The sequence below is a fragment of the Azospirillum largimobile genome (assembly GCF_977007025.2).
Map to the genome: position 1 here is coordinate 123,424 of NZ_CDRMUA020000005.1, position 24,718 is coordinate 148,141.

Consider the following 24,718-nt stretch of genomic DNA (forward strand, 5'->3'; position numbering starts at 1 on the left):
GTGCCCCGCGTCCTTGAACGGATGTGGCGGATATGTGAACAGCTTTGGACAATTCCCTTCCCCCGCGGCGAGGCCGGCGGTTGCGCTTCACCCCATACTGGTCACGGTTGGAACCTCGTGAATTTTCGTGCGTCATCGGCAGAGTGCCCCTACAAGCGCTGGCTGCCGGTGATATGCTGGTGCCGGGTTTTGCTGGAACGGGATGTCGATGGGGTCGGTTCGGACGGTCTGGCAGCGGGTGGCGCGCTTTTCGCTGCTGCGGCGCGGTCCCGCCCTGCGCTACGGCGCGGGGCTGCTGACCTTTGTCATCGCCCTGCTGCTGCGCTGGGCCGTCGACGGCATCCTTCCGTCCGGTTTTCCCTATCTCACCTTCTTCCCGGCGGTGATCCTGACCACCTTCGTCGTCGGGCTGGGGCCGGGGGTGGTGACGGCGGTGCTCTCCGGGCTGGCCGCCTGGTACTTCTTCATTCCGCCTTACGACACCTTCACGCTGAATGCCTCCAGCGGGCTGGCGCTGGCCTTCTACGCGGTAATCGTCACGGTCGACATCGCGCTGATCCACGGCATGCAGGTGACGCTGGCCCGCCTGCACGAGGAGCGCGGCCGCACCGCGTCCCTACTGGCCGCGCAGACCACCATGTTCCACGAGTTGCAGCACCGCGTAGCAAACAACATGCAGTTCGTCTCGTCGGTCCTCGACCTGCAGAGACGGTCCGTCGGCCGGTCGCCGGAAGGGGCGATGGCGGCGCTGGAGGAGGCGGGGCGGCGGCTGGACACCATGGCGCGGGTGCACCGGCGCCTGCACGATCCCCGGTCCGGCGACGATTTCGGCCGCCACATCGAAGCGCTGTGCCAGGATATGCTGGAGGCCGCCGGCAAGCCCGACGTCACCTGCCGTGTCTCGGTCGGAGCGGCGCCGCAGTCGCCCGAACGGCTGCTGGCCCTGGCCCTGCTGATCGTGGAGGCGTTGACCAACGCCCTGAAGCACGCCTTCGTCGGCCGGGAGGGCGGGATCGTCGCCATCGAACTGCATGCCGTGCCGGACCATCCCGGCCATCTGCACCTGCGGGTGACCGACGACGGCGTCGGTTTGCCGGAGGGAGTCGACGTATTGCGCCTGCCCAGCCTGGGCTGGAAGATCATCCAGAGCCTGGCCGCCCAGCTTTCCGGCCAGCTGAGCTACGGCCCCGCCGACGGCGCCGGTACGCGGATCGACCTGCGCTTTCCCACCTGAGCCGATGCTTGTCCCGCCCACGCTTGTCTAGATGTCCATTGCGGCTTTTCCGTCGCCATGGGACGAACTATCTGTGATCCTGCCGGTTGCAGCGGGGACCGGCCGGCGACAGGGGCCGGCGACAGGGGGAGGAAAGCTGATGGCGACGCTGAAGGAATTCGAGGACGCGCTGAAGGCGGCGGGCAACACGGCGGCCCTGGAGATCCTGGAATCCCTGAGGGCGCGCGACCGTAGCCAGCGCTCCATCCGCCCGGCGCGGCGCCTGACCGGACGCAAGATGACGTCGGAACTGGCCGCCGAGATCCTGCATCTGCACGAAACCACCAACATGACCCAGCAGGAGATCGCCTTCCAACTGGGCGTGAACCAGGGCCGGGTGAACGAGGTCATCAAGCGCCGCAAATGGCTGACCGACGACCCCGAGGCGCCGGAAGCCCAGGCGCGCGACATGGGCAAGCAGCGCGCCAAGGAAGGTGTCGGCATCGCGCCGCGCCGCCCGTCCAGGAAGAAGTCCGCGAAACCGGAAGCGGAGGCCGCGCCGGAAGTTGCGTCCGAAGTCGCCCCGGAAGTGGCGCCGGTGGCCGCGCCGCCTGTGGAATCGATGGCGGAGGCGGCGCCGGAGATTGCCGCCGCGCCGGAGCCTGAGCCCGCTCCGCCGCAGGAGGCGCCGGAACCGGCGGCCGAACTGCCGATGCCGATGGCAGCGCCGGAACTGCCGGTGGAGCAGCCCGCCAACGCCGAGGACAAGCCGAAACGGAAGTCCGCCCCGCGCAAGCAGGGCAAGACTCCGAAAGCGCCGGAAATGCCGCTGTTCAAGGATCTGCTGTAGGATTTTTGAGGGGCGCGTGAATGCCCTCTCTCCCCCGGGGAGAGGGAGGGGACCCGCGCCGCAGGCGTGGGGAGGGTGAGGGGGATGCACCGCGTGCCTTTGCGGGAATCCTCGCCACGCATCCCCCTCACCCTAACCCTCTCCCCGCTTTTGGCGGACCGTAGGTCCGCCTGTCGCGTCAGCGCAAACGAAGTTTGCGCGTGAGCGGGGGAGAGGGGATTGTCCCCCACTCCCCGAGCCATGTCCGTCGCTCATCTCGCATCTGCGAAATTGGCGGCCTGCGGCGGATTGCCTCAGCATGGGTGGGGCAAATATCCTGCCCCTGTCCCGGTCGTTTTCCGTCCCCCGACCGCCGGGTTCCAGAATTCCTTCATCAAGCGGCGACAGCGGAGAAACGACCATGGCTTCTGCCGGCCATCACGGCGACATGCGTGCCGAGGCACAGGCGGCCCCGGCCCATCCCGGGCTGGTGCTTCTGGCGCTCGCCATGGGCGGTTTCGCCATCGGAACGACCGAATTCGCGACGATGAGCCTGCTGCCCTATTTCGCCCGGGGGCTTGGCATCGACGAGCCGACCGCCGGGCACGTCATCAGCGCCTATGCGCTGGGCGTGGTGGTGGGCGCGCCGGTGATCGCGGTGCTGGCGGCGCGGCTGTCGCGCCGGACCCTGCTGATCGGGCTGATGGCGGTCTTCGCCGCCGCCAATGTGGCCAGCGCCTTTTCGCCCTCCTATGGCTGGATGCTGGTCTTCCGCTTCATGAGCGGCCTGCCGCACGGCGCCTATTTCGGCGTGGCCGCCCTGGTCGCGGCGTCGCTGGTGCCGCCGCAGCGCCGGGCGCAGGCGGTGTCGCGGACCATGCTGGGGCTGACGGTGGCGACCATCGTCGGCGTGCCGATGGCGAACTGGATCGGGCAGGCGCTGGGCTGGCGCTGGGGCTTCGGCGTCGTCGGGCTGCTGGCCCTGCTGACCGTGCTTCTGGTCTGGATCTTCGCCCCCAACGACCGCCCGCACCCGGACGCCAGCCCGTTGCGTGAACTGGGCGCGCTGAAGCGGCGGCAGGTCTGGCTGACGCTGGGCATCGGCGCCATCGGCTTCGGCGGCATGTTCGCCGTCTATACCTATGTCGCCTCGACCCTGATGGAGGTGACGCAGGTCTCGCCGTCGGCGGTGCCCGTGGTGCTGGCGGTGTTCGGCGCCGGCATGACCGTCGGCACGCTGGTCAGCGCCTGGGCCGCCGACCGCGCCCTGATGCCGACCGTCGCCTTCCTCCTGCTGTGGAGCGCCGGCTCGCTGGCGCTCTATCCCTTTGCCGCCGGCAATGTCTGGCTGGTGTCGGTCGTGGTGTTCATGATCGGCTGCGGCGGCGGGCTCGGCACCCCGCTGCAGGCCCGGCTGATGGATGTGGCGGAGGACGCGCAGACGCTGGCCGCCGCGCTGAACCACAGCGCCTTCAACGCCGCCAACGCGCTCGGCCCCTGGCTGGGCGGCATGGCGATCGCCGCCGGCTGGGGCTGGACCTCCACCGGCTGGGTCGGTTCGGCGCTGGCACTGGGCGGTCTGGCCGTGTGGGCGGTGGCGATGCTGGACGACCGCGTCACCGGCCGTGCCGCCAGCCGTGCCGCCGATGCCCGGCTGGCCGAGGCCTGCGCCGGCGACTGATCCCTCAACGGGCGGACACGTCCCAGGCGATCCGTGCCGGATGTTCGCCGAGGTCGAGGGAGCCGATGACGATCTCCCCCCGGCCGGACAGCGGCACCACGTCGCCCAGCTTCAGCAGCCGCTGTTCGCCGTTCTGCCGCACCAGGCGGGTGCCGTTGCGGCTGAGATCCTCCAGCGTGAAGGTGCCGTCGCGCAGCCGCACCACCGCATGGCGGCGCGAGGCGGAGGCATGGTCCAGCACGATGCCGCATTCGGCGGCGCGGCCGATCACGACGTCGCCGCCGGCATCGGGCAGGGCGACCGTCCGGCCCTGGAAGCTCAGCGTCAGGCGCGGCGCGGGCGGCGCCTGCAGGTCGACCGTCACCTCCGGTATCCGGGGCGCGATGCGCGATCCGGCCAGGATGCCGCTGCCGGTCACCGACATCCGCTGCTCGTCGGGAATGGCGGCGATCTTGGCGATCAGCCCGTCGGCCAGGGCCCGCGGGATGCCGGCGGCACGCAGGCGGCGGCCCAGCCCTTCGCGCACCTCCTGAAGGGAGGCGCCGGGGGCGGCAAGCTCGGCGGCCGATTTCACCCGGCCGAACTCGTCGGCGACATGCTGGATGACGGTGCTGATCTTGCGGTGGCCGTAGGCGCTGGTGCCGAGGTCCAGCAGGTAGCCCAGCCGCCCGGCCGCGGTGTTGAAGCGTCCGGCCAGCCGCATCATCGTTTCCTCGAAGGGCAGGTCGCTGCCGCCGGCCGCCCACACCGTCTTGCCGCGGCGGGTCAGCGATTCCGCCATGGCCGGACCGCCCATGAAGCCGTCGAAGGCGATCATCCCGTCGACGATGGCGCCGAAGGCGCGGGCGTCGCTGGACAAGCCGGTGCGGGTCAGCGGCGTCAGCCCGTCCAGCCCGCCGCGGATGCGGTTGAGCAGAGCCTCCCGTGTCCGGGGAAAGGCGCCTCCCGCCGCGCCCGAGCCCGCCGCGCCCGAGCCCGGCGCGTCGGACCCCAGCACATCGGACAGCGCCAGCAGGGGCTCGGTATGCGGCAGGCGGTCGTCCAGATCGCCGCGCAGGGTGGCCAGCAGCGCCAGGATGGCGGAGCCCAGGTCGGGCGCGTAGCCGATCAGCGCGCGGATCGGCTCCCGCCCGTCGACGATCTCCGCCGTGAATTCGTCCACCAGCCGGCTGTTCTCGCCGTCGCCTTCCCGGTGCAGGTGCAGGACGGCCGCCAGCTTGGCCCCCCACTCGCGCTGCGGTTCCAGCAGCGTGCCGAAGGCGTGGGTGACGATGCGGTCGCGTTCCTCCACCGGGCGGTCGACGGCGGCCAGCAGCAGCCCGGATATCCCGCCGCGCATCAGCGCCTGATCGAAGGGGGCCAGCGTGTCGGACGCCTGGGCGAGTTCCTTCAGCCCGGCGAACAGGCGGATGATCTGGTCGTAGCGTTCATGCGGCTTCAGCCCCAGCATCGGTGCCTGGATGGCGGCGAGCCGGCTGACCGCCGGGTTGAACAGCAGCGCCTCCCGCTCGAAGTAGCGCAACGGATAGTAGCGGTGAAGCTGTTCCGACGGAATGACGCCCTGGTCGTCCCAATACCCGCGCAGCAGCCGCAGCAGGGTCATCCGGCTGTCGAAGGAAAAGACCTGCAGCACGCTCGTGCAGATGCTGGCCTCTTCGATCGGAGAGATGGTGGTCAGCTTGGCGCCGCCGGAGGAGGATTTCTGGAAGATCGTCTCTTCCCGGCCGGTGCCGGTGACCTTCACCACCCGCACCACCGGGAACTTGGCAAGGCGCAGCAGGAAGTTCGCGCGCTCCGTCGCCGACTTCTCGTCATCGAAGACGCCGTCGATGTTGGGTTTGCCGCCCTGTTCGACCACCACCTCGAAGCGCGCCTCGCGCCGCTTGGACATCGCCATACCGTCCCCCTTCGGCCTGCCCCTGTCGGACTGCTGCCCGGCTACGTCCCTGTTCGCGATTTCCGGCGATTTTTCCCCAAAATACTTTATGAAACCCTGCATCAGAAGCGGAAAGACCCGACCCTTGACAGTCCTTCCAGATTCCGAGCGTCCCGATTCGAAGCGCCGCCCGTTCGCGATGCCGCTGGGTCGCCGTCCGTTCCTCGGCCTGCTCGGCTGCCTCTCTCTGCCCGCGGTGGCGCGGCCTTCCTGTGCTGCAACCATTGATTTCGAGGGTCGGGGACCCGAAGGCACTGCGGTCGGCTATATCCTGTTCGACCCCGACAGCGGCCGGGCGGTGGAGGCGCGGGCGGCCGACACCCCCTTCATCCCGGCCTCGGTGGCGAAACTGCCGACCGCCTCTGCGGCGCTGGCCCTGCTGGGACCGGACCACCGATTCGCCACCCGGCTGCTCGGCAACGAACCGTCTTCTGATGGGGTGCTGCGCGGCGACCTGATCCTGCAGGGCGGCGGCGATCCGGCCCTGGCGACGGAGGGGCTGCTGCAACTGCTCGACCAGGCGCGGGCGGCCGGGCTTCGCCGGGTGGAACGGCGCTTCCTCTACGACGCCCCGCTGCTGCCCGAACTGGCGGAAATCGATTCCGGCCAGCCCTGGGCCGCTCCCTACAACACGGGCGTCGGGGCGCTGTCGCTGAACTACAACCGCGCCCTGCTGAGCTGGGGGCGCGGCGGCCGGGGCGGGCCGGAGGCGCTGACCGTCGCCGACGCCGGACGGCTGCCGCTGGACAGCGTCACCGTGTTGCCGATGGCGGCGGGCGGCCGCTTTCCGCTGCTGCCGGACGGGGCGGACCGCTGGCGCATGACGCCGCCGGCAGCGGGGGAGGCCGGGGCGGCCTGGGTGCCGGTGGCCCGGCCGGGGCTGGCCGCCGCCACGCTGTTCCGCCGGTTGGCCGCCGATGCCGGCATCGCCCTGCCGCCGCCCCTGCCGGGGCCGGCACCGGCCGGGACGATCCCGATCGCGACCCTGGACAGCCTGCCGCTGGCGGAACTGGTCCGCGGCCTTCTGCGCCATTCCAACAACCTGTCGGCGGAGGTGATCGGGCTGGCCGCCGCGCGCCGGCTGGATCCGGCCGTCGCGACGCTCGGGCGTTCCGCGGCGCTGCTGCAGGGGCTGCTGGCGCGGCAACCGCTGGACGGCGCCGGGTGGGGCGGGTTGCGGCTGGCCAACCATTCGGGGCTGGGCACCGGGTCGCGCGCCACGCCACGGCAGATGGCGGGGCTGCTGCGGGCCGGCGGGCCGGCGCTGTGGGACCTGCTGCCGGGGGAGGAGGACGGCAAGTCGCTGCCGCCCGGCGTCCGGGCCAAATCCGGGACCCTGGCCTATGTCAAGGGGTTGGCCGGGCTGCTGACGGCAACAAGCGGCCAGCGGCTGGGCTTCGTTCTGTTCATCGCCGATGCCCGACGCCGGGCGGCCATGGACGCCGCGCTGGACCGCCGGGTGACCGCCATCCCGCCCGACGCTCGTGCCTGGGCCGCGGACGCCCGTGCGTTGCAGAGCGGGCTATTGGAGCGGTGGGTTTTAACCTATTGACTGACATAGGTCATACGTCGGACTATGACGCGTCCGTTAAAATGCAAGGCAAAGTCGATCCGATACAAACTGGTCCGCAGGCGGATTGAATGCCCATCCATCCGAACCATATCCGTCCCCATTCGGCAGCGGGAGTGCCAGCCCCGATGATGACAGCCAGTTCCAGCACCTCTACCGCGCGCAGCGCCCTGCGCCGCAGGCTGGAACGGCAGGACGTCGCCGCCAACCGTTACCACGACCGGCGGCTGGGGGCGGAGGTCGTCAACATCGTCGTTGGCGGCTGCGTCGTCACCGACGATCCGAACGTCGTCATCACCACCACGCTGGGCTCCTGCGTCGCCGCCTGCCTGTACGATCCGGTGGCGGAGATCGGCGGCATGAACCATTTCCTGCTGCCCGATGCCGGCACTGACGCGCTGTCGCTGTCGTCCCGCTACGGCGCCACGGCGATGGAACAGCTGATCAACCGTCTGCTGGCCGTCACCGGCCGGCGCGACCGGCTGCGCGCCAAGGTGTTCGGCGGCGCCAACGTGAACCTGACCACGCTGCGCACCGCCAACATCGGCCAGCGCAACGTCGAATTCGTGATGGAGTATCTGGCGACGGAAGGCATTCCCACCGTCAGCTGGGATGTCGGTGGCGCCAGCCCACGCGGCGTGCGCTTCTTCCCCACCAGCGGGCGTAGCCAGCGCCGGCTGATCGGCGACGAGACTCTGCACGACATCGCCCGCAACGAGTCGTCCTACATGGAACATCTACGCAAGACGCGGATCGAAGGCGACGTCGAGCTGTTCTGATAAGCTCGACCGGCGGCGCTCCCGTCCACAGCTCTCGTCCACGGGCGCGCCGTCGATACCCGCTGTTCCTCCGCGGAGTCCTTCATGGCCGACACGCTGTTCCGGATCGCCACCTTCAACCTGGAAAACCTGGACGACGATGCCGACGAGCCGCCCTTCGAGGCGCGGATCGCCACGCTCCGCCCGCAGCTGGAGCGGCTGGAGGCCGACATCCTCTGCCTGCAGGAGGTCGATGCCCAGCACCCGGTGAAGAGCGAGCCGCGGACCTTGCGTGCGCTCACCCGCCTTCTGGAGGGCACGCGCTATGCCGATTACCACGTCACCGCGGGCGACGCCGAGTCGCCGGCCGACCGCCACAACCCGGTGATCGTCAGCCGCTGGCCGATCAGGGCGACGCGGCTGCTGCGCCACCATCTTGTGCCGCCGGCCCGCGTGCGCCTCGCCACCGCCGACCCGGTGGCGGACACGGAGATCGAGGTCGGGTGGGACCGGCCGGTGCTGCATGCCGAGGTGGAGTTGCCGGACGGCCGCATCCTGCATGTCTTCGACCTGCATCTGCGCGCCCCAATCGCCGCCCCGGTGCCGGGGCAGAAGGCCGATGCCCAGACATGGAAGACGGCGTCCGGCTGGGCGGAGGGCTTTTACCTCGCCTCGATCAAGCGGACGGGGCAGGCGCTGGAAACGCGCATGGCGGTCGACCGGCTGTTCGACGCCGATCCCGACGCGCTGATCGTGGTGGCCGGCGACTGCAACGCCGAGCTGGAGCAGACCGCCGTCCGCATCATCCGCGCCGCCCCCGACTTCACCGGCAACCCGGAGCTGGCGAACCGCGTGCTGGAGCCGCTGGAGCAGGCGATCCCGGACGAGCGGCGCTACACCGTCCTGCATGCCGGCACGCCGGTGCTGCTGGACCATCTGATGACCTCGCCCCGGCTGACCGAACGGCTGCAGGAGGTCGCCATCCACAACGAGGATCTGACCGACGAGGTCGATCATGCCGACGAGCCGTCGCCCGTCAGCTACCATGCGCCTGTGGTGGCGAGTTTCGCGCTGTAGGACTGGATTTGCCGGGGCAACTGGTGGAAAACAGCGCCTTCGGAATTTTTGCGGTGCTCCGGCCCGGTTGAGAGGGCGAGCGCCATTTGGGGAGACAACATGTTCACTGCCGCCAGCTTCCGCGTCGGCGACCGCGTGACGATCCGCAGCGGCCAGTCCATTCCGCAATCCACCGCAACGGTGGAGCGCTATACCGAAGGGGGGCGCTGCATGGTGCTGTCCGACGGCAGCGAATGGCGCGCCGACGGGCGCCGCCAGTGGGGCTTCCGCGGCGGCTACTACAAGGGTCCGGTGGTCGAGCCGTTCGAGCCGGGCGACGACGACTTCATCGCCCGCCGCCGCGCCATCGGCGCGCTGCGGAAGTTCGGGGATGGGCTGACGATGGACTCGGCCCTGAGCACCGAGGCGCTGCAGCGGATTTTGGACGTGGTGGACAAGGAGAAGGCGGCGGTGAAGAAGGGGTGAGCAATCGCCCTCTCTCCCCCGGGGAGAGGGAGGGGACCCGCCGCAACGCGGTGGGGAGGGTGAGGGGGCCGGCGCGCTTTGCGCGCCGCCAAGGGGCATACTGCCCCTTGGCAATCCCCTGGCACAGGCTGGCGCCTGTGCTGCCCCCTCACCCTGACCCTCTCCCCGGGGGAGAGAGGGGAGTTTCCTCACTCCGCCGCGACGGTCTCCCGCACGGCTTCCTCGGCCGGCACCGTGCGGATCAGGTGGTCGAAGGCGGCCAGCGCGGCCTTGGCACCTTCGCCCATGGCGATGACGATCTGCTTGAACGGAACCGTCGTCACGTCGCCAGCGGCGAACACGCCGGGCAGCGAGGTCTGGCCGCGGTTGTCCACCTCGATCTCGCCGCGCGGGGTCAGCGCCAGCGTGCCCTTCAGCCATTCGGTGTTGGGCACCAGGCCGATCTGCACGAAGATGCCTTCCAGATCCACCCGCTTCAGGTCGCCGCTGTTGCGGTCCTTGTAGGACAGGCCGACGACCTTGTTGCCGTCGCCATGCACCTCGGTGGTCTGGGCCGAGACGATGACGGTGACGTTGGGCAGGCTGTGCAGCTTGCGCTGCAGCACCGCATCGGCGCGCAACTGGCTGTCGAACTCGATCAGCGTGACGTGCGACACGATGCCGGCGAGGTCGATGGCCGCCTCGACGCCGGAGTTGCCGCCGCCGATCACCGCCACGCGCTTGCCCTTGAACAGCGGGCCGTCGCAGTGCGGGCAATAGGCCACACCCTTATTGCGGTATTCCGCCTCGCCCGGGACATTCATCGAGCGCCAGCGGGCGCCGGTCGACAGCACCACCGTGCGGGACTTCAGCGAGGCGCCGCTGGCCAGCTTCACCTCGATCAGGCCGCCTTCCTGCGTGGCCGGCACCAGGGCGGTGGCGGTCTGCAGGTTCATCACGTCGACCTCATAGTCCTTGACGTGCTGCTCCAGCGCCGCGGCCAGCTTCGGCCCCTCGGTGTGGGAGACGGAGATGAAGTTCTCGATCGCCATGGTGTCGAGCACCTGACCGCCGAACCGCTCGGCCGCCACGCCGGTGCGGATGCCCTTGCGGGCGGCGTAGATGGCGGCCGCGGCGCCGGCCGGGCCGCCGCCGATCACCAGCACCTCGAAGGGAGCCTTGGCCTTGATCTTCTCGGCGGCGCGGGCGACGGCGCCGGTGTCGAGCTTGGCGACGATCTGCGCCACGTCCATGCGGCCCTGGGCGAACGGCTCGCCGTTCAGGAAGACGGTGGGGACAGCCATCACCCGACGCTGCTCGACCTCCTGCTGGAACAGCGCGCCGTCGATGGCGACATGCTTGATCCGCGGGTTCAGCGCGCTCATCAGGTTCAGGGCCTGGACCACGTCCGGGCAGTTCTGGCAGGACAGCGAGAAGTAGGTCTCGAAGCGGAAATCGCCGTCGAGGTTGCGGATCTGCTCCAGCAGCTCCTCGGACTCCTTCGACGGGTGGCCGCCGACCTGCAGCAGCGCCAGCACCAGCGAGTTGAACTCGTGGCCCATCGGAAGGCCGGCGAAGGTGACGCCGATGTCGGTGCCGTCGCGGTTGATCGCGAAGGAGGGGCGGCGGGCGTCGGCGCCGTTGCGGTCCAGCGTAATCTTGCCGGACAGCGAGGCGATGTCTTCCAGCAGGCCCAGCATCTCCTGCGACTTCGCCCCGCCGTCCAGCGACGCGACCAGCGTGATCGGATGGGTGATGCGCTCCAGATAGGCCTTCAACTGCGTCTTCAGATTGGCGTCCAGCATGGCTCTCTTTCCCAACGTCTCGTGTCCGGGGCGGATCGCCTGCGTTTTATGGCGGCGTTCCGGGCGGAGAATAAGGAGGCCCGAATCGGGAGATCGAGTCGGGCAGGCGGTATCGGTTCCGGCGAGTGGTCCGGTTTTGAAACAGTGAAGAGTTCGAAACGTCATCGTCCTCCCCGCGCAGGCGGGGATCCAGACTTTGAAAGGACTGCGACAAAAAGCGCGGCGTCTGGGTGCCCGCCTTCGCGGGGATGGGGAAACCGACGACGAAACCCGTCACGGGAGGGCTATGGCAGCCGGCCCGTGGAAACCGCCTTGCGGCCTTGTCGGCCCGTCCAAGGGTACTGCAATCAACACCCGCCGTGGCGGCGGTGTGGGGGCCGGCCGGAACCGGCCCCCGATCCTTAAGGTTCCCGAAGGACCCTTAGATCTTGCCGACGAGGTCGAGCGACGGGGCGAGGGTCTTCTCGCCTTCCTGCCACTTGGCCGGGCAGACCTCGCCCGGGTGGGCGGCGACGTACTGCACGGCCTTGATCTTGCGCAGCAGCTCCTTGGCGTCGCGGCCGACGCCGCCAGCGGTGATCTCGACGATCTGGATCTTGCCGTCCGGGTCGACGACGAAGGTGCCGCGGTCGGCCAGGCCGACTTCCTCGATCAGGACCTCGAAGTTGCGGCTGATGGCCAGCGTCGGGTCACCGATCATGGTGTAGCCGATCTTGCCGATGGCCGGCGAGGTGTCGTGCCAGGCCTTGTGGCAGAAGTGGGTGTCGGTCGAGACGCTGTAGATCTCGACGCCCAGCTTCTGGAATTCGGCGTAGTTGTCGGCCAGATCTTCCAGCTCCGTCGGGCAGACGAAGGTGAAGTCGGCCGGATAGAAGAACACGACCGACCACTTGCCCTTCAGGTCGGCGTCGGTCACGTCGATGAACTTGCCGTTCTTGTACGCGGTCGCCTTGAAGGGCTTAATCTCGCTGTTGATCAAGGACATTAGTGTTCTCCGATGGGGTGCGATGAATGATTGTCGCCTCGATCCCCGGCCGGTGGCCGTGACATGCCCGACTTAGTGCGGCGCACCGGGTCGAACAAGGGGGCTGTTTCAGGTGGCGGGGGCGAGGCGTCGTTCCGTTGTCCCGTTGACCCGAGGAGGAATACGGGAAATCTGTGATCAAGAGAAGTAGAAAATACCAATTGAACTGATCGATAAATCCGATTACATATCCCGGCATGAAGCCGCTCCCCACCCTGCGCCAGCTCCGCTATCTCGTCGCCGTCGTCGACCGCTGCCATTTCGGGCAGGCGGCGGAGGCCTGCCTCGTCAGCCAATCGACGCTCAGCGCCGGCCTGCAGGAATTGGAAGACCTGCTGGGCGCCACGCTGGTGGAGCGCACGCGCCGTTCGGTTCTGCCGACCCCGCTCGGCCGCGAGATCGCCGAACGGGCCCGCCAACTGCTGAAGGGGGCGGAGGAGTTGGTGGACATCACCCGGTCCGCCGCCGACCCGATGTCGGGCGCCCTGCATCTGGGGGTGATCCCGACCATCGGCCCCTTCCTGATCCCCCGCGTGATGCCGGCCCTGCGCGAAACCTTCCCGCGCCTGCGCCTGTACCTGCGCGAGGATCAGACGGCCCGCCTGCTCGGCCAGCTGAATGCCGGCAAGCTCGACGCGGCCCTGCTGGCCTTGCCCTATCCGATGGGCGATCTGGAGACGGAGGACATCGCGGAGGACCGTTTCTCCTTCGTCTGCCCCACCGGCCACCGGCTGAGCGGCAGCGACCCGGCGCAGCCCGTGGCGGTTCCGTCGGAGGATCTGCTGCTGCTGGAGGACGGGCACTGCCTGCGCGACCACGCCATGGCCGCCTGCGCGCTGGACAGCACGCCGCACAACACCGCCTTCCAGGGCACCAGCCTGCACACGCTGGTGCAGATGGTGGCGAACGGGCTGGGGGTGACGCTGCTGCCGCAGATGGCTGTCGATTCGGGCATCCTGCGCGGGCTGGATCTGGCGGTGCGCCCGCTGGCCGGCGACCGCCCCGGCCGCCGCATCGCGCTGGCCTGGCGCCGCACCTCCGGCCGGAAGGAGACCTTCCAGCGGCTGGCCGAAGCGCTGCGGGCGGAGATGACGCGCAACGACGGTTGAGCGGCCGTGCCGCAAAGAAACGCTTGGTCCGACGGATGCGAGGTGGTTTAAACGGGACGGTTTCTCGCCCGTTCAATCCGCCTTCCAATCCGCTTTCGGGACACCCCGCGTCATGGTCACCACCGACACCGCCCCCCTGTTCGACCGCGTCGCCATCGTCGGCATCGGTCTGATCGGCTCCTCCCTGGCGCGGGCGCTGGCGGAGTATGGGATCGCGCGGCAGGTCGTCTGCGCCGACCGCAATCCGGAGGCCTGCGCCAAGGCGCTGGAACTGGGCATCGTGGCGGAGGCCACCACCGATCTGGCGGCGGCGCTGGCCGGTGCGGAACTGGTGGTTCTGGCGACCCCGGTCGGCAGCTTCGCCACGGTGGGCGAGGCCATCGGGCCGCTGCTTAAACGCGGGACCATCGTCACCGACGTGGGTTCGGTCAAGCAGGCGACGCTGCGCGACATCGGGCCGCATCTGCCCGACGGCGTCCACCTGATCCCGGGCCATCCGGTGGCGGGCACCGAGCATTCCGGCCCCGAGGCCGGCTTCGCCACGCTGTTCCAGGGCCGCTGGTGCATCCTGACCCCGGCGACCGGCGCCGACCGCCATGCGCTGGCGCGGGTGACGGAGATGTGGCGCCGCGTCGGCTCCACCGTGGAGATCATGGAGGCCAGCCACCACGACCGCGTTCTGGCCATCACCTCGCACCTGCCGCACTTGATCGCCTACACCATCGTCGGCACCGCGTCCGACCTGGAGGAGGACACCAAGTCCGAGGTCATCAAGTTCTCCGCCGGCGGCTTCCGCGACTTCACCCGCATCGCCGCCAGCGATCCGGTGATGTGGCGCGACATCTTCCTGAACAACCGCGAGGCGGTTCTGGAGATCCTGCAGCGGTTTACGGAAGATTTGACGGCGCTGCAGCGCTCCATCCGCTGGGGCGAGGGCGAGCAGTTGCAGGACCACTTCACGAAGACGCGGGCGGTGCGTCGGGGGATCATCGACGCCAAGCAGGCGTAGTTTGGGGATGGAGGGTCGGCTTCGATTGCCCCCACCCTGACCCTCCCCCGCTGGGCAGGGGAGGGGACAAGTGCTTGTTTGGAAAGGCGGCGGCAGTCCCTCCCCCGCCCAGCGGGGGAGGATAGGTGGGGGTCTAACTCTTACGACGCCCGCAGCGCCCCCAGGAACCCGTCCACCTCCTGCCGCATCCGTCCGGCATCGCCGGTGACCGTATCCACCGAGCGCACCATCACGCCGCTCGCCTGTTCGGCGGATGCGGCGGCGGCGGTGACGGCGGCGATGTTGTCGGAGACGGTGCGGGTGCCGTCGGCGGCATCCTGGATGTTGGCGGCGATCTCGCCAACGGCGGCGGACTGCTGCTCCACCGCGGCGGCGACCTCGGCGGCGATCTCGTTGATGCGGGCGATGGTGCGGGTGACGGCGCCGATGGTGTCGACCGCGGTGCCGGACGCGGTCTGGATCTCGGCGATGCGCGCCTGGATCTCGGCGGTGGCCTTGGCGGTCTGGCCGGCGAGCTGCTTGACCTCGCTGGCGACGACGGCGAAGCCCTTGCCGGCCTCCCCGGCGCGGGCCGCTTCGATGGTGGCGTTCAGCGCCAGCAGGTTGGTCTGGCCGGCGATACCGGAAATCATGTCCACGACCTTGCCGATCTCCTCCGCCGCTTCGGCGAGGCTGCCCATCACGGCGGTGCTGCGTTCGGCGTCGCGGGTGGCGTCGGCGGCGATGCCGGCGGAATCGGCGACCAGACTGGCGATGCCGGCGAAGCTGGCCGACAGCTCGGCGGTGGCGGCGGCGACGCTGTCGACATTGGCCGAGGCGCGGCCGGCGGCGGATGACACGGCGTCGGAATGGCGCGCGGTCTCGGCCGCACCTTGCGCCATCGCGGTGGAGGCGGCGGCCATTTCGGCGGTGGAGGCCGACAGCGCTTCGACCAGCCGCTTCACCGTCGCCTCGAAGCCGTCGGCGAGAGTGCGCAGTTCGCGGCGGCGTTCCTCGGCGGCCACGGTCTTCAGCCGCTCCTGCTCCTGCTGGAGGCGTTCGGTTTCGAGCATGGTGTCGCGGAAGACGCGGGCTGCGGTCGCCATGCGGCCGATCTCGTCGTGGCGGCCATCCTCGAAACTGGCGGAGAAGTCGCGGGCGGCCAGCCGTTCCAGCGAACTCGCCACGTCGAGGATCGGGCGGGAGATGCCGCGCACCAGCACGACGCCGAAGCCCAGCGCCAGCAGGGTGCAGAGCGTCACCCCGCCCAGAACCATGCCGTGGGCGTTGTTGTAGACCTCCGCTCCCTGGTCGGCGACGGCACCGGCATCGGCCATCGTGCCGTCGACCAGCGCGTCCAATGCCTCCTGCACGCGGGCGAAGGCGACGGCGCTGGGCCGCTTGAAGACGCTGACGGCGGATTGGGCGTTGCCGTCGCGGGCCTGGCCCCGCACCCGGTCGGCGGCGGCGGCATAGGCGGTCCAGGCCTCGTCGAACGCTGCCAGCCGCGCCGCCCCTTCGCCGGCGGTGAAGCGGGTGCCGGCGTCCTGCCGGCGGGCCGTGACCTCGGCCACCGCGTCGGCCCAGCCCTTTTCCGCCTGGTTCACCTGCATCTCGTTGGTGGCGAGCGCATAGGCGGCTTCGGCGATGCGATGACTCTGCGCGGCGGAGGTCAGTTGACCGGCCAACTGGGTCGCCGGCAGCGAGCGGCTGCGCATGGTTTCCGCAGCATTGTTTAGGATTTCCAGCCGGCTGAGCGTGAACAGGCCGAAGGCACCAGCCATCACCACGGTGCCCAGCACGGCGACGATGATCTTGGCGCGGATGGTGAGGCGCCCGAATGCACGAATTTTAGCCATTTTGCCTGCATCCCCGCCAAGGCATCGGCAAGAGAAACCCTCAACCGATGGAATTATTCGACCCTCAACCTTACTAATCCGAACGTTTAAAATTATCAACGCGGAAGGTGAGCGAATTGGTCGGAGATTGCAGGCGAACGCAAATGATCACGGCGCTGATGCTCAGGGTGCCAAAACGAAACGGCCGCCGCACCCGGTTGGTGCGGCGGCCGTTTCGGGACCGGCTGAGGATGGAGGTCAGGCGGCCTTGCGAACGGAACCCAACTCGGTGAACAGCTTCACCACCGCTTCGACGAACTCGTTCAGCTGGTCCTGGCCAAGCGCCGAGACCGTGATGTCGTCGACGACCAGAGCCTCGTCGCTGATCCGGCCGCCGGCGGCGGTCAGGTCGGCGCGGTAGGCTTCCGGGGCGGCCAGCAGACGGCCGCGCAGCTTGCCGGGAATGGCGAGCAGCTGGATGCCCTGGTCGATGGCGGCGATCGGCTTGCCGGCATCCAGGAAATGGCCGACGATGCGGCGGGTGTGGGCCGACTGCTGCAGCTTCGCCACGCTGCGCTCACCACCCGGCAGCAGCAGCATGTCGAAGTCGGCGCCCAGCGCCTCGCTCAGATGCTTGTCCACCGGGAAGTAATGGCCCCAGGACTTGCCGTGCCAGCCGTTGACCAGACCCGTCTCGGTGGAGATGGTACGCAGCGTCGCGCCGGTCTTGATCAGGGCGCGTTGCGGCTCGGTCATCTCCGCTTCTTCAAAGCCGTTGGAGACGAGGATGGCGATGGACTTTCCTGCGAGCGATTGATCCATACTGTCTTGTCCTTTCATCGTTTCACCAAAGAACGCCGGACATCTCCGATGGCATGTCGACCAGGGGAGAACCCGCCGGGGCCCTGCCGGAGCAGGGGGGCGGTCGGGAAACGGTCATCGCCGCGCAAGGGGATGCGCGGCGGCCAGTTCCGCCCGCCGGTGGCCCGAGATCGGGGTGCCGGCGTGTGGGACCTTTACGTCCCGGATCGGTTTGTTTTCAGCATGCGGACTTAATTGGTCCCGATACGGTGCCAAGTCAACAACGGATTCCGCGCCGCACCCAAGGCTGCCGGCCTGCTGTTCCGCGCTCCGCCAAGGGATTTGGCGGTATTTTCCAGCCCCGTTCAAGACTTTCGGCCCAACCGGGCCGTACCACCGGTTGATGCGGCGCAGGTCTGCCATACCATAGGGGCGTGGCTTCGCCGACGGCTTATCCCGAATGAACGGCTTCAAAACCGTTCGGGCACAAAAAAGCGGCCGGGGGGAAGGCCCCCGGCCGTCGGCAAGTCAAAGCATCAGCCGTTCGAAAAGATCCGGCTCGCACACCGGATCACGGACCAATCCCGATGATCGGAACCTGCGATCAATGGAACTGGTCAGCCTCGGTGGAGTCCTTGTACGCGGTGGTCGAGGAGGTGCCGCCGGAGATCGCCGTGGCGACCGCGTCGAAGTAGCCGGTGCCGACTTCCCGCTGGTGCTTGGTGGCGGTGTAGCCGTCCTTCTCGGCCGCGAACTCGGCCTGCTGCAGTTCGGAGTAGGCGGCCATGCCGCGCTCGGCGTAACCCTTGGCGAGCGTGAAGGCCGAGTAGTTCAGGCTGTGGAAGCCGGCCAGCGTGACGAACTGGAACTTGTAGCCCATGGCGCCCAGCTCGCGCTGGTACTTGGCGATGGTGGCGTCGTCCAGGTTGGCCTTCCAGTTGAAGGACGGCGAGCAGTTGTAGGCCAGCATCTTGCCCGGGAACTGCTTGTGCACGGCCTCGGCGAAGCGGCGCGCCTCGTCCAGGTTCGGCTTGGAGGTCTCCCACCACATCAGGTCCGAATACGGCGCGTAGGACAGGCCGCGGGCGATGCAGTGATCGACGCCCATGCCCTTCTTCAGGCGGAAGAAGCCTTCGGTGGTGCGGCCGCTGTCGAAGTCGATGAAGGGATGGTCACGCTCGTCGATGTCCGAGGTGATGAGCTGCGCCGACTCCGCGTCGGTGCGGGCGATCACCAGGGTCGAGGTGCCGCAGACGTCGGCGGCCAGACGGGCGGCGTTCAGCGTGCGGATGTGCTGCTGCGTCGGGATCAGAACCTTGCCGCCGAGATGGCCGCACTTCTTTTCCGACGCCAGCTGGTCTTCCCAGTGCACGCCGGCGGCACCGGCCTTGATCATCGACTTCATCAGCTCGAAGGCGTTCAGCGGGCCGCCGAAGCCGGCCTCGGCGTCCGCGATGATCGGCGCGAACCAGTAGGTGTCGCCCTTGCCCTCGGAGGTCTGGATCTCGTCGGCGCGCTTGAAGGCGTTGTTGATGCGCTCGACCACCGCCGGGACCGAGTTGACCGGATACAGGCTCTGGTCCGGGTACATCTGGCCGGCCGTGTTGGCGTCGCCGGCAACCTGCCAGCCCGACAGGTAGATGGCCTTCAGGCCGGCCTTGACCGCCTGCATCGCCTGGTTGCCGGTCAGCGCGCCCAGCGTGTTGATGTAGGGCTCGGTGTTCAGCAGTTCCCACATGCGCCGCGCGCCCAGCTCGGCCAGCGTGTACTCGATCTTGACCGAGCCGCTCAGACGCTTGACGTCGTCCATGGTGTAGTCGCGGCGGATGCCCTCGTAACGGGCGGCGTGGATGGCGGCCTTGGTCTTTTCATCGAGCGACATGGGTCAGGTTCCTTGTTGTCCGGTGCGCCCGGTCGATCGGGGCGGAACTGGGGTCTCGGGGCGGGCCTTCTGTCGGTCCCTGCGGCTGATGTGCAGCGGCGTTTCCTCCCGCCGTAATCGACTGCACCTTGCCGTCTTCGGGGCCGCTTGCGCTTTACAGCGCGGCCGTGGATCAAGAGTTAAACCGCCCCCGAGTGCGTTGCAATAAGCCCTTGTTTGTAAAAAGGTCCGTTTGTAAACTGCCGTTTTCACAATCCTGTAAATCCGTAAATCTTGTAAAGTCAGAGAAAGCCGGAGGACCTGTCGTGGCGACCATGGAAAAGAAGGCGATGCTGGGTCCGAAGGTCCGCCGCCTGCGCCGCGACCACGGCCTGACCCAGGCCCAGATGGCGGAGCAGCTGGGCATCTCCCCCAGCTATCTGAACCTGATCGAGCACAACCAGCGCCCCGTCACGGTGCCGCTGCTGCTGAAGCTGGGCCACCAGTTCGGCGTCGATCTGCAGGCTTTCGCCGAGGACGAGGAAAGCCGGCTGGTGGCGGGCTTGCGCGAGGTGTTCGCCGATCCGCTGTTCGACGGCTCCGACATCAAGAACCAGGATTTCCGCGAACTGGCGGCGGTGGCGCCGACGCTGGGGCAGGCGGTGGTGGCGCTCTATCGCGGCTTCCGCGGCGCGCGCGACGACCTGCAGGCGCTGGCGGAGCGGGTAGCCGACCGCGAGAAGCTGCATCTGGTGCAGAGCGCCGGCTTCCCGCAGGACGAGGTGCGCGACCTGTTCCAGACCCATTCCAACCATTTCCCCGACCTGGAGGCGGCGGCCGAAAGCCTGTGGCAGGACGGCAAGCTGGAACGCGGCGACCTCTATCGCGGGCTGGTCGACTGGCTGAACACCCAGCACAGCGTGCGCGTCCGCCTGCTGCCGTCGGAGGTGATGGGCTATGCCGTGCGCCGTTTCGACCGCCACAGCCGGCGCATCCTGCTGTCGGAAATGCTGGCGCCGTCGGGCCGCACCTTCCAACTGGCCTGCCAGATCGCCCTGCTGCGCCACCGCGACCTGCTGAACGGCATCGTCGACGCCGCCAACCTGTCGGGCGACGAGGCGCGGCGTCTGGCCCGCATCGGGCTGGCCAACTATTTCGCCGCGGCGGTGCTGATGCCCTACGCCCGCTTCCACGAGGCGGCGACCCAGGTCCGCTACGACATCGAGATCCTGCGGCGGCGCTTCGACGCGTCGTTCGAGCAGGTCTGCCATCGCCTGACCACCCTGCACCGCTCGGGGGCCAAGGGCGTGCCCTTCTTCTTCATGCGGGTGGACAGCGCCGGCAACGTGTCCAAGCGCTTTTCCGGCGCCGGATTTCATTTCGCCCGCTTCGGCGGCGGCTGCCCGCGCTGGATCGTCTACGACGCCTTCCGCACGCCGGGCAAGATCCACAGCCAGATGGCGGAGATGCCGGACGGCACCGCCTATTTCTCGATCGCGCGCACGGTGGTGAAGGCCGGCGGCGGCCACCGCAGCCCGCCGCAGCAATTCGCCGTCGCTCTCGGTTGCGATGTCCAGCATGCGGCTCAGGTCACCTATGCGGACGGGTTCGACCTGTCCAACACCAGTGCTGCGACGCCGATCGGCGTGAACTGCCGGCTCTGTCCGCGCTTGGACTGTTCGCAGCGGGCGTTTCCGCCGCTGAATCATCGGCTTATCGTGGACGAGAACCTGCGCGGCCTGTCGCCCTACCTGTTCGCTCCGCCCAGCGCCGAATAGGGTGCCGAATGAAACGGCGATTGACCGGGATCAATGTTGTACGGCGCAGTTTGTGTTGTTTGCCGGAAAGCCCGTCATTTGACTGGTATAAATCCGTGGCCTTCGACCGGGTTTGTTGATAGGTTTCGGCCGTTGCGTCGCGGCAGCTCCGCTTGCGTCATCGCGCACCGGCCACCTGATGCAGCGTCCCGGATGATGGTTTGAACAGTGCGGCTTGAACACCGCCAACCGAGCTTTGCCTCGACAGGTTTTGGAACGCCCCCATGAGCAATCTGATCAAAGAGCGCGTGCTGACCGTTCACCACTGGACCGACACGCTGTTCAGCTTCACCACCACGCGCGATCCGTCCTTCCGCTTCCTGCCGGGGCAGTTCACCATGATCGGGCTGGAGGTCGAAGGCCGGCCCCTGCTGCGCGCCTACAGCCTCGTCAGCGCGCATTACGAGGAGACGCTGGAGTTCTTCAGCATCAAGGTGCAGGACGGCCCGCTGACCTCGCGCCTGCAGCACCTGAAGGAAGGCGACACGCTGCTGGTGAACCGCAAGGCGACCGGCACGCTGATCACCGACAACCTGCTTCCCGGGCGGAACCTGTATCTGCTGAGCACCGGCACCGGCCTGGCGCCATTCCTCAGCATCATCAAGGACCCGGAGATGTACGAGAAGTTCGACCGGGTGATCCTGACCCACGGCACCCGCACCGTGGCGGAGCTGGCCTATGACGACCTGATCCACCACAGCCTGCCGGAAAACGAGTTCTTCGGCGAGCAGGTGAAGGAAAAGCTGCTGTATTACCCCACCGTGACGCGCGAGCCCTTCCGCAACCAGGGCCGCCTGACCACGCTGATGGAGACCGGCAAGCTGTACAGCGACCTTGGCCTGCCGGAACTGGACGCCGAGAAGGACCGCGTGATGATCTGCGGCAGCCCGGCGATGCTGGCCGAGACCACCGCGATGATGGAAAAGCGCGGCTTCGTCATGGGCACCAACGGCGAGCCGGGCGGGTTCGTGATCGAGAAGGCGTTCGTCGAGCGGTGAGATTAAGGGCCTTTTATGCCGCGTTAGTCCCCCACCCTAACCCTCCCCCGCTGGGCGGGGGAGGGGATTAAGCGCTTGTTCGAAAAGGCGGCGGCAGTCCCTCCCCCGCCCAGCGGGGGAGGATAGGTGGGGGTCTGACGTCCCCACAAAATCACACCACCCGGCGGAATAAACTCCCCCTCCCGTCCGTTTACCAATTCGTGACGAAGGCACGTCACTCAATCCTTGACCGACTGGGCGCGCCTCCTTTTGGGGGGCGCGCCCATTTTCTGTCCGCATCCGTGAATAAAATCACCGTCCGGCCTGTTGGTGCGACGGTCCCCGTTCAAACCGTCAAGCCTTTGGTGTAGACATCCCGCCCATGCGCCTGATCCTCATCCTCGCCGCGATCCTCGTCGCCGGCCTCGCGAATCTCGCCGTCTGGTCCCTGCCGAACCGCCCGGTGCCGCTCGATCCGCCGCCGGGGGGCAAGCTGCGCAGCGTGTCCTTCGCCCCCTTCCGCGACGGCCAAAGCCCCCTGACCCAGGTCTTCCCGACCAATGCCCAGATCGAGGAAGACCTCGCGGCATTGGCGCCGCAGGTGGCCGGCATCCGCACCTACACCTCGCTGGAAGGGCTCCAGGTGGTGCCGGAGATGGCGCGCAGGCACGGGATCCAGGTCACCATGGGGGCATGGCTGTCCTCCAAGATCGAGAAGAACGAGGCGGAGATCGCCTCGCTGATCGACCTCGCCAACCGCTATCCCGACGTCATCACCCGCGTCATCGTCGGCAACGAGGTGCTGCTGCGGCGCGAACTGACGCCGGAGCAGGTCACCGGCTACATCGACCGGGTCAAGGCGGCGGTGAAGCAGCCGGTGTCCTATGCCGATGTCTGGGAATGGTGGCTGAAATACCCGCAGATCGCGGACCATGTCGATTACCTGACCATCCACCTGCTGCCCTACTGGGAAGACGTGCCGGCCGGTGTGGAGGGTGCGACCGAGCGCATCCGCCACAGCTACCGCACCATCGCCCAGCGCTTCCCCGGCAAGCCGATCCTGGTCGGCGAGACCGGCTGGCCAACGGAAGGCCGCTCGCGCGGCGCCGCCGTGCCGGGGCTGGTCAACAAGGCGAAATTCGTCAACGCCTTCGTCCGCATGGCCGAGCAGGAGGGCTTCGACTACAACGTGATCGAGGCCTTCGACCAGGAATGGAAGGCGAAGCTGGAGGGCACCGTCGGCGGCCATTGGGGCCTCTACAACGCCGACCGCACGCCGAAATTCTCGCTGGCCGGGCCGGTGGTCGGCAATGTCGCCTGGCCGCGTCTGTTCGCGATCTCCAGCGGGTTGGCGCTGGTGCTGCTGGGCGGGCTGGCCCTGCTGCGCCGCCATGTGCCGGGCACCGGCTGGGTGGTGCTGATCCTGCTGGCCCAGGCGCTGTCCACCCTCTATGTCCGCGCCGGCTTCGTGGCGGCGCATGGCAAGCATTACTGGCAGGACACCACTTTGGCCGTTGGCATGCTGGCGCTGGCCGCCGCCCTGGTGCTGGCGGTGCTGCTGACCGCCCACCGCGCGCTGGCAAGCGGCGGTCTGGCGCGCGAGCCGCTGGTCGGCCTGCGCCACGCCCGTCCGGCCTTGACCCGCACCGAGCGGGTGGGGCGGTGGAGCGCGGTGGCGCTGGGCGTCGCGGCGCTGGTCTGGTCGCTGCTCATCATCTATGACGGCCGGTATCGCGACTTCCCCAACCCCTATCTGCTGATCCCGGCGGTGGCGCTGCCGGCATTGGGGCTGATCCGCGCCGCCCGCCGCCCGGTGGGGACGGAAACGCGCGATGCGCTTGGCATCGCCAGCCTGTTCCGCCCGGCGGTCCCCGTGGATGATGGCGAGCCGCGCGGCCTGTTCGGCGCCGTCCGCCGCATGCCGGTGGAGTCGCTGCTGGGCTTCGGTCTGCTGCTGGGCGCCCTGCTGACCGTGGTGGCCGAGGGCTTCGTCCCGCTCGAATCGCTGATCTACGGCCAGCTTCCCTTCATGGAGGCGCTGCACGAGGTCGATTGGACCCTGCCAAACTGGGAAGCGCTGGGCTGGGCGGCCTTGCAGGTCCTGCTGGCGCTGCCCTTCCTGGCCGGGGTGTGGAGTGCAAGGCGTCCGCTGCGGCGGATCTGAGATCGCAGAGACCCATTGCGCGGGCCGTAGCACTGTGGATTGATGGACGGATTCCTGGCCTTGACCGGAGACCCGTTCGATGTCCCCCGACCTTTGGCTCGCCTTCGCCGCCGCATCCGCCGTCATGTTGATGATCCCCGGTCCGACGGTGCTGATCGTCGTTTCCTACGCGCTGGGCCACGGGCGCAAGTCGGCCATGGCGACCGTGGCGGGGGTGGCGCTGGGCGACTTCACCGCGATGACCGCCTCGATGCTGGGGCTGGGGGTGCTGCTGTCGACCTCGGCGGCGCTGTTCACGCTGCTGAAATGGGCCGGCGCCGCCTATCTGGTCTATCTGGGCATCAAGCTGTGGCGGGCCCCGGTCCGGGGTGCCGAAACGGTGGCCGACGACTCGGCCGTCCGCCCCTGGCGCATGATGCTGCACACCTATGCCGTCACCGCGCTGAATCCTAAGAGCATCGTCTTTTTCGTCGCCTTCCTGCCGCAGTTCCTCGATCCCGGCCGGCCGCTGGCCGAGCAGATGGTGGTGATGGAGGCGACCTTCCTGGTGCTGGCGACGCTGAACGCCGCCGGTTACGCCCTGCTGGCCTCGGCGGCACGGCGCGCGGTGCGGACGCCGTCGGTGCAGCGCACGGTCAACCGGGTCGGAGGGTCGCTGCTGATGGGGGCCGGGCTGCTGACCGTCGCCTGGAAGCGGACCGCCTGACGCGCTCGCGGCCCGGGGAAATGCGACGCGCGACACACGCACGCACCCGGCGATTTATTGACAAAGCAAGATAACTTCACTGAAAATTGTCGACAACCAGGGGGATGCACGCGCCGGTAA

Annotated in this window: 19 protein-coding genes; 13 read left to right on the plus strand and 6 right to left on the minus strand. The window is 68.4% G+C overall.

Features of this window, described 5'->3' with window-relative positions; all coding sequences use genetic code 11:
- The first annotated feature begins 208 nt into the window (after positions 1-208).
- The 3 genes from ACWPKK_RS25290 (at position 209) to ACWPKK_RS25300 (ending at position 3,723) form a co-directional block, all read left to right on the plus strand.
- Positions 209-1,234, plus strand: a complete 1,026-nt coding sequence (locus ACWPKK_RS25290; protein WP_452009920.1) for a sensor histidine kinase — start codon at positions 209-211, stop codon at positions 1,232-1,234.
- A gap of 139 nt (positions 1,235-1,373) precedes the next feature.
- A complete protein-coding gene (locus ACWPKK_RS25295) occupies positions 1,374-2,063 on the plus strand; it encodes a hypothetical protein (RefSeq protein ID WP_452009922.1) in 690 nt (229 codons plus the stop codon).
- A gap of 400 nt (positions 2,064-2,463) precedes the next feature.
- Positions 2,464-3,723 carry an MFS transporter gene (locus tag ACWPKK_RS25300; protein ID WP_452009925.1) on the plus strand — a complete coding sequence of 420 codons (1,260 nt, stop codon included), beginning with the start codon at positions 2,464-2,466 and terminating at the stop codon, positions 3,721-3,723.
- A gap of 4 nt (positions 3,724-3,727) precedes the next feature.
- Here the strand turns inward: ACWPKK_RS25300 and ACWPKK_RS25305 are convergent, their stop codons facing one another.
- Complete coding sequence (locus ACWPKK_RS25305) at positions 3,728-5,620, minus strand: FHA domain-containing protein (protein WP_452009927.1); 1,893 nt, start codon at positions 5,618-5,620, stop codon at positions 3,728-3,730.
- Between the two features lie 124 nt (positions 5,621-5,744).
- Here ACWPKK_RS25305 and ACWPKK_RS25310 point away from each other — a divergent pair, with 124 nt between their 5' ends.
- From ACWPKK_RS25310 to ACWPKK_RS25325, 4 genes are all read left to right on the plus strand, one after another.
- On the plus strand, positions 5,745-7,211 hold the full coding sequence (locus ACWPKK_RS25310) for a D-alanyl-D-alanine carboxypeptidase/D-alanyl-D-alanine-endopeptidase (RefSeq protein WP_452009929.1): 1,467 nt from the start codon (positions 5,745-5,747) through the stop codon (positions 7,209-7,211).
- A 146-nt stretch (positions 7,212-7,357) separates the two neighbouring features.
- Positions 7,358-8,008, plus strand: coding sequence for a chemotaxis protein (locus tag ACWPKK_RS25315; protein WP_324865028.1), 651 nt, complete (start codon positions 7,358-7,360; stop codon positions 8,006-8,008).
- Between the two features lie 84 nt (positions 8,009-8,092).
- Positions 8,093-9,064: an endonuclease/exonuclease/phosphatase family protein gene (locus tag ACWPKK_RS25320; protein WP_452009932.1), complete on the plus strand. Its 972-nt coding sequence runs from the start codon at positions 8,093-8,095 to the stop codon at positions 9,062-9,064.
- 99 nt (positions 9,065-9,163) lie between these two features.
- A complete protein-coding gene (locus ACWPKK_RS25325) occupies positions 9,164-9,529 on the plus strand; it encodes a hypothetical protein (RefSeq protein WP_452009934.1) in 366 nt (121 codons plus the stop codon).
- Between the two features lie 188 nt (positions 9,530-9,717).
- On the opposite strand, the gene ahpF is transcribed toward ACWPKK_RS25325, so the two are convergent.
- Positions 9,718-11,313 carry an alkyl hydroperoxide reductase subunit F gene (gene ahpF, locus ACWPKK_RS25330; RefSeq protein WP_452009937.1) on the minus strand — a complete coding sequence of 532 codons (1,596 nt, stop codon included), beginning with the start codon at positions 11,311-11,313 and terminating at the stop codon, positions 9,718-9,720.
- A 421-nt stretch (positions 11,314-11,734) separates the two neighbouring features.
- Positions 11,735-12,298, minus strand: coding sequence for an alkyl hydroperoxide reductase subunit C (ahpC, locus tag ACWPKK_RS25335; RefSeq protein ID WP_012977724.1), 564 nt, complete (start codon positions 12,296-12,298; stop codon positions 11,735-11,737).
- A gap of 236 nt (positions 12,299-12,534) precedes the next feature.
- On the opposite strand from ahpC, the gene ACWPKK_RS25340 reads away from it, so the two are divergent.
- Together ACWPKK_RS25340 and ACWPKK_RS25345 are read left to right on the plus strand one after the other, a co-directional pair.
- Entirely contained in the window at positions 12,535-13,446 is a 912-nt protein-coding gene (locus ACWPKK_RS25340) for a hydrogen peroxide-inducible genes activator (RefSeq protein WP_452009940.1), read from the plus strand.
- 112 nt (positions 13,447-13,558) lie between these two features.
- Positions 13,559-14,455 carry a prephenate/arogenate dehydrogenase family protein gene (locus ACWPKK_RS25345; protein WP_452009942.1) on the plus strand — a complete coding sequence of 299 codons (897 nt, stop codon included), beginning with the start codon at positions 13,559-13,561 and terminating at the stop codon, positions 14,453-14,455.
- A 140-nt stretch (positions 14,456-14,595) separates the two neighbouring features.
- Here ACWPKK_RS25345 and ACWPKK_RS25350 read toward each other — a convergent pair whose 3' ends face one another.
- From ACWPKK_RS25350 to aceA, 3 genes are all read right to left on the minus strand, one after another.
- On the minus strand, positions 14,596-16,293 hold the full coding sequence (locus ACWPKK_RS25350; protein ID WP_452009944.1) for a methyl-accepting chemotaxis protein: 1,698 nt from the start codon (positions 16,291-16,293) through the stop codon (positions 14,596-14,598).
- 237 nt (positions 16,294-16,530) lie between these two features.
- Positions 16,531-17,094 carry a DJ-1/PfpI family protein gene (locus ACWPKK_RS25355; protein WP_042697580.1) on the minus strand — a complete coding sequence of 188 codons (564 nt, stop codon included), beginning with the start codon at positions 17,092-17,094 and terminating at the stop codon, positions 16,531-16,533.
- A 583-nt stretch (positions 17,095-17,677) separates the two neighbouring features.
- Positions 17,678-18,955: an isocitrate lyase gene (gene aceA, locus ACWPKK_RS25360; RefSeq protein WP_194912519.1), complete on the minus strand. Its 1,278-nt coding sequence runs from the start codon at positions 18,953-18,955 to the stop codon at positions 17,678-17,680.
- 314 nt (positions 18,956-19,269) lie between these two features.
- On the opposite strand from aceA, the gene ACWPKK_RS25365 reads away from it, so the two are divergent.
- The 4 genes from ACWPKK_RS25365 (at position 19,270) to ACWPKK_RS25380 (ending at position 24,598) form a co-directional block, all read left to right on the plus strand.
- The gene (locus ACWPKK_RS25365; RefSeq protein WP_452010757.1) at positions 19,270-20,712 is read left to right on the plus strand and encodes a helix-turn-helix domain-containing protein; all 1,443 of its coding nucleotides are present in this window, start codon (positions 19,270-19,272) and stop codon (positions 20,710-20,712) included.
- A 263-nt stretch (positions 20,713-20,975) separates the two neighbouring features.
- Positions 20,976-21,749: a ferredoxin--NADP reductase gene (locus tag ACWPKK_RS25370; RefSeq protein WP_109443955.1), complete on the plus strand. Its 774-nt coding sequence runs from the start codon at positions 20,976-20,978 to the stop codon at positions 21,747-21,749.
- A 361-nt stretch (positions 21,750-22,110) separates the two neighbouring features.
- On the plus strand, positions 22,111-23,892 hold the full coding sequence (locus ACWPKK_RS25375) for a glycoside hydrolase family 17 protein (RefSeq protein ID WP_452009947.1): 1,782 nt from the start codon (positions 22,111-22,113) through the stop codon (positions 23,890-23,892).
- Positions 23,893-23,971: 79 nt separating this feature from the next.
- Entirely contained in the window at positions 23,972-24,598 is a 627-nt protein-coding gene (locus ACWPKK_RS25380) for a LysE family translocator (protein WP_452009949.1), read from the plus strand.
- The last annotated feature ends 120 nt before the right edge of the window (positions 24,599-24,718 follow it).